This window comes from Trichocoleus sp. FACHB-262 (assembly GCF_014696035.1).
GTDB lineage: Bacteria > Cyanobacteriota > Cyanobacteriia > FACHB-46 > FACHB-46 > Trichocoleus.
This window is the reverse complement of record NZ_JACJPK010000050.1, coordinates 19,410-29,797: the sequence shown is the minus strand read 5'-3', so window position 1 is coordinate 29,797 and position 10,388 is coordinate 19,410. Positions and strand designations below refer to the sequence as shown.

At 48.6% G+C, this 10,388-nt stretch carries 8 protein-coding genes; 4 read left to right on the top strand and 4 right to left on the bottom strand.

The window, feature by feature from the left end; genetic code table 11:
• Positions 1 to 556: 556 nt before the first annotated feature.
• Positions 557 to 838, top strand: coding sequence for a DNA-binding transcriptional regulator (locus tag H6F68_RS10520; RefSeq protein WP_242065446.1), 282 nt, complete (start codon positions 557 to 559; stop codon positions 836 to 838).
• 47 nt (positions 839 to 885) lie between these two features.
• Positions 886 to 5,073 carry a chemotaxis protein CheB gene (locus H6F68_RS10515; RefSeq protein ID WP_190558796.1) on the top strand — a complete coding sequence of 1,396 codons (4,188 nt, stop codon included), beginning with the start codon at positions 886 to 888 and terminating at the stop codon, positions 5,071 to 5,073.
• Positions 5,074 to 5,270: 197 nt separating this feature from the next.
• Here H6F68_RS10515 and H6F68_RS10510 read toward each other — a convergent pair whose 3' ends face one another.
• Positions 5,271 to 5,627: a Tn3 family transposase gene (locus tag H6F68_RS10510; RefSeq protein ID WP_190558794.1), complete on the bottom strand. Its 357-nt coding sequence runs from the start codon at positions 5,625 to 5,627 to the stop codon at positions 5,271 to 5,273.
• A gap of 31 nt (positions 5,628 to 5,658) precedes the next feature.
• Between H6F68_RS10510 and H6F68_RS10505 the strand changes: the two genes are divergently transcribed.
• Complete coding sequence (locus tag H6F68_RS10505) at positions 5,659 to 6,243, top strand: suppressor of fused domain protein (protein WP_190558792.1); 585 nt, start codon at positions 5,659 to 5,661, stop codon at positions 6,241 to 6,243.
• Positions 6,244 to 6,656: 413 nt separating this feature from the next.
• On the opposite strand, the gene H6F68_RS10500 is transcribed toward H6F68_RS10505, so the two are convergent.
• From H6F68_RS10500 to rppA, 3 genes are all read right to left on the bottom strand, one after another.
• Entirely contained in the window at positions 6,657 to 7,655 is a 999-nt protein-coding gene (locus tag H6F68_RS10500; protein WP_190558790.1) for an alpha/beta hydrolase, read from the bottom strand.
• A gap of 171 nt (positions 7,656 to 7,826) precedes the next feature.
• A complete protein-coding gene (locus H6F68_RS10495; RefSeq protein WP_190558788.1) occupies positions 7,827 to 9,107 on the bottom strand; it encodes a cell wall metabolism sensor histidine kinase WalK in 1,281 nt (426 codons plus the stop codon).
• A gap of 9 nt (positions 9,108 to 9,116) precedes the next feature.
• A complete protein-coding gene (gene rppA / locus H6F68_RS10490) occupies positions 9,117 to 9,803 on the bottom strand; it encodes a two-component system response regulator RppA (protein ID WP_190558786.1) in 687 nt (228 codons plus the stop codon).
• Between the two features lie 147 nt (positions 9,804 to 9,950).
• On the opposite strand from rppA, the gene H6F68_RS10485 reads away from it, so the two are divergent.
• Positions 9,951 to 10,337, top strand: coding sequence for a hypothetical protein (locus tag H6F68_RS10485; RefSeq protein ID WP_190558784.1), 387 nt, complete (start codon positions 9,951 to 9,953; stop codon positions 10,335 to 10,337).
• Positions 10,338 to 10,388 lie beyond the last annotated feature (51 nt).

Sequence of the window (10,388 nt, the reverse complement as noted above, 5' to 3'; positions counted from 1 at the left end):
TTGTCCAGATTGGACGCACCATACAGAAGTTGAGTTATCAAGGTTCTACCCCTGACCCTGCTTTATTTCAAACCTTGTGGAGGGGCTTGACTTGGGCAGGAACGAGTCGCACGCCGAGATACGTGTAAAAATTTATCATATGGGCATCAAAGCTTTGCTGTTGCTCGCCTTTGTATAGCAGTGGAGAAATTTTGGTCGCTAAGGCTGAAAAGCTCATGAAATAAAACTTTCAGGCATTGGTTTATTAAGTGCATAATGGTTCGAACTGTTCCACATTTAACCATTCTTGGGACAGTCGATGCTAGGAGGATTGATTCTACGTTGATATAGCCTTGTCCCTGTAACTAGCTCAGCTATCGAAAATGGGATAGCTGATCCTTAGCAACCATTTCTTCCTCAGTGCTATACGAAGGCGTTTAAGGCAAAGGCAATAGATAGGCTTTGACAAGCTTTAGTAGGTAAGAAATACCCAAAGGTAGATTTGCCTTAGCTTTTTGACGTGCTAAACGTTAACGGATGACGCATCATTTGTTAATGTTTGGACGAGGGTTAATTCATGTCGTTGACAATGCCTAAAGCTAACCCCCCATCCGCTGATATAAACCAGCTTGTCCGTGAATTGAGAGTACTGTGTGGGCTGACTCAAGAGCAGTTTGCCGCCAAACTCGGTGTGACATTAGTAACGGTAAACCGTTGGGAGAACGATCGCGCTAAGCCAATGCCTTTAGCCTTACGGCAACTAAACGCCTTAACGATCGAAATGAGTCAGTTTGGCAGCGAAGCAGACCGCGAAACGGCTCACCGTTTGCTGAAACAGTATTTTCCAAAAAATTTTTAGTTCCCCAATTCTTCATTCTCGAATAGTCAGTAGTACATGTATTGTTTATGACTCCCCCCCCCGAAGATTTACCTGAAGCCAACGCTTCTGAACTCATGGACATAGGGTCTCTCGCTAAGACCGATGCTCCTTTTCCAGTGGTAGGGATCGCTGCTTCTGCCGGGGGACTGGAGGCATTCACAGACCTGATTCGTCACTTGCCGGCGGATACAGGCGTGGCATTTGTGCTGATTCAACATCTCTCTCCCGATCACGAAAGTCTGCTGTCCGAAATCTTGGGCAGAGTCACCGAAATGCCTGTGCATCAGGTGCAAGACCAGATGGTGGTTGAGCCAAATCAGATTTACGTGATTCCGCCTAACACTCAGATGACGCTGGTAGATGGCACCTTTCATCTCGCGCCACGCCAGAAAATTCAGGGTCGCTATGTACCCGGAGATGTATTTTTTAGCTCCTTAGCAGTAGATCGGGGAAACAAAGCGATCGCAGTCGTTCTATCGGGCATGGATGGAGACGGGGCACAGGGGGTCAAAGCGGTTAAGGAAGCAGGCGGTGTGACGTTTGCTCAATGTGAAGCAACCGCCAGATTTGACAGTATGCCGAACACCGCTGTAGCGACTGGCAGCGTGGATTTTGTGCTGCCGCCGCAAGCCATTGCCACAGAACTGACAAAACTTAGTCGTAGTCTCCTTTTAGACCGTTCAGAGTCGCTTCAGAGCCAGATTGTGCAGGAGTTGCCCCAACCCGGGAATGCCCTAGAGACTATTCTTGCGCTGTTGCGAACCACGACCGGCATTGACTTCACGCTTTACAAACCCACGACCATCGCGCGCCGCATGCAGCGTCGGCTGCTGTTGTATAAGCTCGAAAGCTTGGAGGAGTATGCCCAGTATCTGAAACAACACCCGGCTGAAGTTCAAGCATTGTATGAAGAGATTCTGATCCATGTCACCAGTTTTTTCCGCGATCCAGAAACCTTTGAGCAGTTAAAAACGCAGGTTCTTCCCACCATTAGCCAAAACAAAACGGCTGACACTCCGATGCGGATTTGGGTCGCAGGGTGTTCTACGGGGGAAGAAGTTTACTCGATCGCCATTTGCTTATTAGAATTTTTCAGCGATCGTGCTACCATACCGCCGATCCAAATTTTTGCCACCGATATCAGCGAAGCGGCGCTCAGTAAAGCCAGGGTCGGCTTCTACTTAGAAAACCAGCTTGGAGGAGTTTCACCCGATCGGCTCAACCGCTTCTTTGTTCCTACATCCGGAGGGTACCAAATTAGCAGCAACCTCCGGGAACTGTGTGTCTTTGCCCGACACAATTTAGGAGGCGATCCGCCGTTCTCCAACCTTGACTTGATTAGCTGTCGCAATGTGCTGATTTATTTATCAGATACATTGCAAGAGCGCATCATGTCCCTTTTTCATTACAGTCTTAACTTAAACGGCTTTTTGATGCTGGGCACTTCCGAAAGCATCAAGACTGCCTCAGACTTGTTTACCTCAGTTCACGAATCTGCCAAAATTTACGCTCGCAAATTGACCTTGACTCGTCCGCTGTTTTCGTTCACGACCCGTTCTTATCCCTTGGTCAGCGGCGAGAGTCAGCAGCGAATCGGTGAGACCAATACCAATACTTTTGATTTAGCGCGAGAAGTCGCTCAACTTATCTCAAATCGCTACGCGCCAGTGTCCGTCGTGGTGAACGACCAGATGCGCATTCTCGACCTGCGCAGAGACACCGATCCCTACCTAAAACTGCCTCCCGGAACGACTGACTTAAACCTGCTGCTGATGGCACGGGAAGGCTTGGCGATGCCGCTTCGCACTATCTTTTATCAAGCTCAAACCCAAAACATCTCGGTTCGGCAAGAACAAATTCAGCTTGAATTGGGTGAGCACTCAACTTGCCTCAATCTAGAAGTGATTCCCTTTCAACCGACGATTGCTAACGAGCTGTATTTTTTGGTCATTTTTGAAGCGGTTTCACCTCCAGCCACTCCCTTTACTGCCACTCCGGTTGAACGTCGGGAACTCGAAGATTTGGAGCGTGAAATCATTCAGCTTCGTCAAGCCCTGTCAGCCTCAACTCAACGAGAGCTTTCAGCACAAGCGCATTTGCAGGTAGTGATTCAAGAACACAACTATCTCAACCAAAGCCTGCGCGTGGCAAACGAAGAAATCTTGTCGAGTAACGAGGAGTTGCAAAGCACCAATGAAGAACTCCAAACGGCTAAAGAGGAAATCCAGGCGACGAACGAGGAACTCACCACCACCAACGAAGAACTCCGGAACCGCAATCTGCAACAGAACCGAGACAATAGCGACCTGAACAACTTTATTGACAGCCTCAGTGTACCGATCTTGATGCTGAGGAATGATTTGAGAATTCGCCGCTTCACCCCCACTGCCCAGCGCCTGTTCAACTTCATTTCCGCCGATGTCGGACGACCGTTTAACGACTTCCGCACCGATTTTGACGTTTCTCACCTAGAATCGATGACGTTAGAGGTGCTGGAGACACTCAACACGAGAGAACAAGAAATTCAAACCCAATCTGGCTATTGGTATTCCCTGCGAATTCGTCCCTATCGCACAACCGAAAACCAAATTGACGGGGTGACGATGGTGTTTCTCGATATCGACGCGCTTAAACGTCATGCAGCAGTCTTAGAGGCAGAGCGGAACTACGCAGAAGCAATCGTCGAAACGGTGCAAACCCCTTTAGTGGTGCTGGATGCCGAGCTGCGAGTGAAGACGGTCAATCGAGCGTTCTACAATATGTTTCAGGTTTCTGAAGCTGAAACCAAGCAATCTTTTTGGTTTGAGCTAGGCAATAGACAGTGGAATATTCCCCAACTGCGATCACTTCTAGAAGAGGTTTCGACCAGCAATCGGCAGGTTCAAAATTTTGAGGTGGATCAGCATTTTGAGCAGATTGGGCACAAAACGATGCTGCTGAATGCCTGTAAGCTGCAACGAGCAGACAACGCTGACATGATTTTGCTGGCGATCGCAGACATCACCGAGCAGAAACGATTGGAAGTGGAGCAGGCAGCCCGTCAGATAGCGGAAGATGCCAACCGAGTCAAAGATGAATTTCTCTCAAACCTTTCGCATGAACTTCGAAATCCCCTCAACGTGATGCTGGGTTGGGCACAAATACTCCGCGCCCGCACCTTGAATGAAGCGGCTGCCGCTCGCGCTTTAGAAGTAATTGAGCGGAGTGCCAGAGCGCAAGCCCAGCTCGTTGAAGATATTTTAGATACCTCTCGGATTGTCAGCGGCACGCTCAATCTCCGCACCCACCCGCTTGATCTGCGCCTTGTGGTGCGAGCTGCGATCGAGACCACTCAATTAGCAGCTGAAGCCAAAAACATTCAAATCATTGCTCAGTTGAGTTCTCAAACCATCGTTGGGGATGTCAATCGCTTGCAGCAAGTCTTCTGGAATTTGTTGTCAAACGCCATTAAGTTCACTCCACCAAATGGACGCATTGAAATTACGCTGGAGGCTATCCAAGGGCAGGCTCAAATCCAAGTGAGCGATACTGGACAGGGTATTTCAGTCGATTTGTTGCCTTACATTTTTGATCGCTTCCGTCAAGGCGATTCCAGCACCACGAAAGCCAAGGCAGGTCTAGGTCTAGGACTCTCGATCGTGCGCCATATCGTTGAACTGCATGGCGGCACAGTACAAGCAGCCAGTCCGGGTGAAGGACAAGGAACAACGCTGACCGTCAGGTTGCCCCTGCGCGATCTTCCCCAAGCATCTACACCGTTGAGCGATTCAGATTCAACGGCATTAGAACGTTCGAGCGATCTGGTTTCTTCTTTAGCAGGCTTGCAGATCTTAGCGGTTGATGATGAAGTTGATACCTGTGAGCTACTCAAGTGTGTGCTAGAAGATTATGGGGCTGAAGTGCAGAGCACCTCATCTGCCAAAGACGCTTTATCCGCTTTGAATCAAGCTCCCAGTCAATACAATGTGCTGATTTGCGACATCGGAATGCCAGAAGAAGACGGCTACTGGCTGATTCAGCAAGTGCGATCGTTGAGTTCAGACGCGGGCGGACAAATCCTCGCCATCGCCTTGACTGCCTATGCTAGTAAAGTTGAACAACAGCGAGCGATCGAGGCTGGGTTTCAACGTCATATTGCAAAACCTGTAGACACAGAGGAATTAGTCAGAGCAATCCTGTCAATTCACACGCCTTCAACAGAAAAAACTGGATAAAATCGGTGTTGTTTCGCTAGTGACAAGACTATATCAACGTAGAATCAACCCTCCTAGCATCGACTGTCACAAAAATACTTGAAAGTGGGACAGTTTGAGCCATTATGCACTTAATTAGGCCAATGCCTAGAAGCTTTATTTCATAAGCTTTTCAGCCTTAGCGACCAAAAATTCTCCACTGCTATACAAGGGCGTTGCTAGCTTTCAGCGATTTTTACTGGCAGTGAAATGGCAGTCTCTAAGGGCTGTGGAATTGACTGTAGATCCACCACATAATCCCCAAATCGTTTTAATTGTCGAGTCATGTAAGGGCTGAGAACTGCCAGCGATTCCCGGTCTACCTTGTGCCCCTCTGCATGCAAGCTCTGGATAGCCCAAGAAATGTCCACTGCATTTTGAAGAATAACGGCACAAGCCATAACATCAAGGTACTTGAGTCGTTTCTCTTGCTCTTCCGAGTCGTCCTCAGTAATCACTCCATCCTTGCCGAAGAAAAGCCAGTGAGTGAACTGATTAAATCCCTCAATGCCTATAGGGTAGATAGACTGAATCAATTCTGTCTAAACGTAAGAGGATAGAGCGGACATGAGTCAACAGGACCAGGAAGTTCTGAACCATTACATTAAGTTGTGGGGCGAACCACGAGAGTGTCATCGATTTGAGCATCCTGCCGCTGTACCCCTCCAACCTTTTTTGGTATACGTCTTTTCGTTTTCTGCTCCAGAGACATGGATCTATGCAACTCTAGGCGCGCGTCACCAGCCAATGTTCATCCCCGACGGCAAACCTATGCATATGGAATTATTGGTAATGACAAGTCAAGCTAACAAGGATCTTGTTCCCAGTATCGGAGCGCTGGCCCTGTATCCCTTTGTGTACCAAACCTATTTTGGCAATGGCCATACGATTCACGGCAGTGACGGCAACGGGATTGTTGCCCAGTCACCGTTGACTGATATCTTGATTATCCGCCCAGATTTTGAGGAGCAGACTGATTACGTGCATCATGATCTAGATCACCACACACACTTGCTGTGGGTGATACCGCTCTATCCTCAGGAGCGGGTGTACGCGGTCCAGCAAGGCCGGAAGTCATTGTTGGAAATCTTCGAAGAGCAGGAGGTTGATATCTATGACCTATGGCGGCCTATTGCCCAACTGCCTACCTAACTCTAAGTAATGTGCGTGTGGTAGGAATTAAGCCTCTTGGAGAGCATTAAAGAGATTGAATACGACATAGGTCAATTGGCACTGGTGACGCTTCCTAATCGGGTCGAGGAAGGCATTTAACCTTCCCTTCCCACACCACCCTGCGTGTGGGTTCGCAACGAACAATCGCCCCTCTTGATTTTTCAGTTTGCGAGGAGGTGTTGTACGTTTCTTGCAAACATTGCCGAAAACGAATAGTAGCGTGCTTCTTGTAGTACGCCTCAAACCATTGGGAGCTCAAGCGATCGCAAGTGTAACAATGCCGAAAATGACCAAATTCGGCATTGTTACACTTGCGATCGCTTTTGACCACCAAACCCAGTAGTCTCTGCACCCTGACCTTAGCTTAAATTCGTTCCAGTGCAACAGGCTTGCTATGGGGTGTTACCATAACGCACTTTTTCAACAACTTGACGAATTGCATCAATGACTAATTCTGGTTCATCAAGCTGGATTGCATGCCCACTCTCGTGAGCAACAATGTGAATTCCTTGGGATGATTCACTCGCTAGATCAGCATGTAATTCTTGCAATTTTTCAAGCACCTCTTGGGTGATGTCGAAGTTTGGCTTCCCAGCCGACAAAACAAGGAGAGGAATGTCAGGAAACGACTTTGTCTGACGTGCCTGTTCAGCTTGATTCATACTAACTGACACCGCAGCCGATTCTTGAGCAAAGGTTATCCCAAACTGGGTTTGAGAATAGAGTGCTTTAGCAAGAGGTCTCATCGAAGGTGGAAATTTTTGGGACAAACCAGCCGCCAGCGGTAAAGCATCAAACGTCACAAGCAAACGAAGCAGACCAGTACGTCCCATCATTGGGACTACATGAGTTAGCAGTCCTTCGAGCCGCTTGTTCAATTCAACCCATTCGACTGGTGTCTCCTCGTACATTCTCTCGTGCGCTACATCGACTAAAACCATCCCAGCCACTTCTTCTGGATAGTGATAGGCAAAAAAGCGACTGAACAAACCACTCAAAGACATTCCTACTAAGACATAAGGCGGCTCGATTTCAGCCTTTTGCAAAAGTTGCCGCAACTCACTAACGACTTGCTCAGCTGTGCGTGGTTCTGAACTTAGATCACTCCAGCCATACCCCGCTCGATCGTAGGTCAAAACTCTCGTAAATTTCGCAACTTCAGGCTGCACAAGTTGCCAATCTAGGTGAGGACCTCCGGCTCCACTATCGACAATGACGGTCGGGGAACCGTCACCTACAATTTGGTAGTGCCAATGACTACCCTCAATCTCAATTAATTTTCCGGGTGGCAGAAATCTGTGGCGATCGCGTCTTGTAGCCAGTGTTTGATAAATTGCTCCAAACCCAATGACTCCAATCAGTACTCCAAGGAGCACAGCCAGCCATAGCATTCAGTTGAGCCCCTAAACTTACACACGTTTGCGATCGTCCCACAAATGGCTTTCACTGCACTCCTATTCTCTAGCATGTGTGACAGAAGAGATACAACGTACATAGCTAACTGTCACTCGAAAATAAACATTACAGATTTATCACGATAAGCAGCCAACGTTTAAGGTTGCTTATTGATCGGGTTTGAGGGGCAATTCAATCTGAAACTTTGAGCCTTTACTCACTTCACTGGTGGCATAGACGCGCCCGCGATGGGCTTGGACAATTTGCTGGGCGATCGCCAACCCTAGCCCAAAGCCGCCACTGTCTTGAGAACGCTGAGTGTCTACCCGGTAGAAGCGATCGAAAATATAGGGTAAGTCGGCCTCTGGAATGCCGATACCTGTGTCGATTACCTGAATTACTGTCCAACCAGGATGGGACACCAAACGCACCAGGATTGTGTCGCCAACAGAGGTATATTTACAGGCATTGTTGAGCAAATTTTCGATCGCCTGTCGTAGCAAATCAGGGTCAGCCCATAGCTCGATCAATTGCTCAGGCTGCTCATAGGTTAGGTTGATAGATTGCTGTTCTGCCAATGGCGCAAACTGAGTCACTAGACTTCCCAGCAAATCGTTGAGATTGATTAACTTAAGTGATTCTGGGGCAAGCTGTCCCTGATGACGAGCGAGCAACAACAGATTATTGACGAGAGTGCCCATTGATTTCGCACTATCCACAATGTTCTCTAAAGGAGGGTGATAGGGAGAATCATTGGCGGTGATGAGTAATCCGAGTTGAGCATTGGTCAGAATTGCGGAAATGGGCGATCGCAACTCATGGGAAGCGTCTGCTGTGAACCGTTGAAGCTGTTGATAGGCTTGCCGGATCGGTTGCATAGCAAAGCCACTGAGAATCCAGCCGGTGAGGGCAATGAGTCCTAGTGTGATCGGGACTGTTAGAGTCAGCACCATCTGAAGCTGCTGAAGCTCCTGTTGGGTTTCCATGAGGGGAGTGGCAACCTGAAGATAACCTAGGGTTCCAGTTCTACCCTCAACCGGTAATGTCGCCTGGCGGAGCCAAATTTCTTCCTCCAAAAGTAGATTGGTTGATTGAACCGTGAGATAACCAAGGGACGTATCTAACTTGTCTGGAGGGGACACGCCAAAAAAGCGAACGAGCCGTCCTTGCGCGTTATACCAGCGCACATAAATCAGATCCTCTGCAAGCGGATGGGAGCCACTGCCCAACAACGGAACATGGCTCAGATCGACCTGGCTCTGGTCTTGGCGAACTTCATAATGCACACTGGCAGCCATCACTCTGGTTTTATCGTAGAGCAGGCGATCGAGTGCTTCCAGTTTGTCCTCGATTTCAATCTGATAAATCACTCCAGCAAACAGCACCAGAATGCTTCCCATCGAAAGGGTGAACCAACGAGCCAGGTTGCGACGACTTCGGTTAAACACGTCTTGCCTTTAGGATTCATGCGCTTCAGGAGGGGTTAGGCGATAGCCCATGCCATAGATGCTCTCAACCCAATCAGCTGCCCCTACAGCCTGCAAGCGTTGACGCAGTTTGCGAACTAGAACAGTGATTGCATTGCTTTCGGGTTCGGTGCCCCACTCCCATACTGCCTGCTCGATTTGGTTGCGGGTTAACACTTGTCGGGGGTGGCGCATGAAGTACTCTAACAGTTGAAACTCACGGCTAGAGAGAGCAACAGTGGCACCTTGCCGTTCGACACTCAGAGTATCGAGGTGGAGGTGGAGATCCTCAAGACCTAGCATATCTCCCTGCCAAAGGGGCGATCGCCGTCTTAAGGCTCGAACTCGTGCCATGAACTCCACCAGGTCGATCGGTTTCACCAGGTAGTCATCTGCACCTGCATCTAATCCAGTCACTTTCTCAGGTGTAGTGTCTCTTGCCGTGATCATCAAAACTGGAGCCGTTTTTCCGGCTGCTCGATATTCGCGACAGAGAGTTACACCACTGACACGGGGTAACATCCAATCTAGAATCAGCAGATCATATTCTTTTTCGGATAAAAGCCACTGAGCGGTCTCGCCATCTTTGACCCCATCTACGCTGTGTCCTGCCTGAGAGAGCACCATTTGCAGTGGCATCAGTTGTTTTGGGTCATCTTCCACCAGCAAAACTCTCATTCCTTTGTTGCTCCCCTTTGCGGCTTGCAAGATTGAAGATAGGCACTTAGTGTTATGTATACATCCCCTTTGAGCCAGATTTTGAAGCAGATCAGGCTGTACTAGAGTGCAAACAGCGAAACATATAAGCTGATGAGAAACGGGAGTATGTGGCGCACGACAAAACGATGGCTGCGAGCATCTGGGGCAGAATTCTGGTTGCCACTGCCGTTTGTGGCGATCGCCTTTTGGTTTGGCACCAATCTTCTGATGGCTCAAGAACTGCGGCAACCTCAACCGACCGAAACGAAACTTCAGGCAGACACTCAGCTTAAAGCGACTGTCTCCATCAACATCCTGCTAATCAATGCAATCATCAATCGACAGCAGGGAGTCACGCAGGTTGAGGTAAAAACAACGGAACCTATCTTGAAACGATTAGAACTAGAATTGCCGATGACCGACACCAATCAAATCGAGGCGGTGATCGCTCAAGAACTTCAGTTATCTCGTCAAGATGTGCGGCAACTCGTTCGCTATGAAATTGTTGAGTGAGTTTGGTGTGGTAATTAAATACTCATATTTGAAAACACCAGGCGGATTGGT

What these genes read in the sequence shown, in the direction of transcription:
- H6F68_RS10520 (WP_242065446.1), top strand. Translation starts at nt 557, where the DNA reads ATGTCGTTGACAATGCCTAAAGCTAACCCCCCATCCGCTGATATAAAC.
- H6F68_RS10515 (WP_190558796.1), top strand. Translation starts at nt 886, where the DNA reads ATGACTCCCCCCCCCGAAGATTTACCTGAAGCCAACGCTTCTGAACTC.
- H6F68_RS10505 (WP_190558792.1), top strand. Translation starts at nt 5,659, where the DNA reads ATGAGTCAACAGGACCAGGAAGTTCTGAACCATTACATTAAGTTGTGG.
- H6F68_RS10500 (WP_190558790.1), bottom strand. Translation starts at nt 7,655, where the DNA reads ATGCTATGGCTGGCTGTGCTCCTTGGAGTACTGATTGGAGTCATTGGG.
- rppA (WP_190558786.1), bottom strand. Translation starts at nt 9,803, where the DNA reads ATGAGAGTTTTGCTGGTGGAAGATGACCCAAAACAACTGATGCCACTG.
- H6F68_RS10485 (WP_190558784.1), top strand. Translation starts at nt 9,951, where the DNA reads ATGTGGCGCACGACAAAACGATGGCTGCGAGCATCTGGGGCAGAATTC.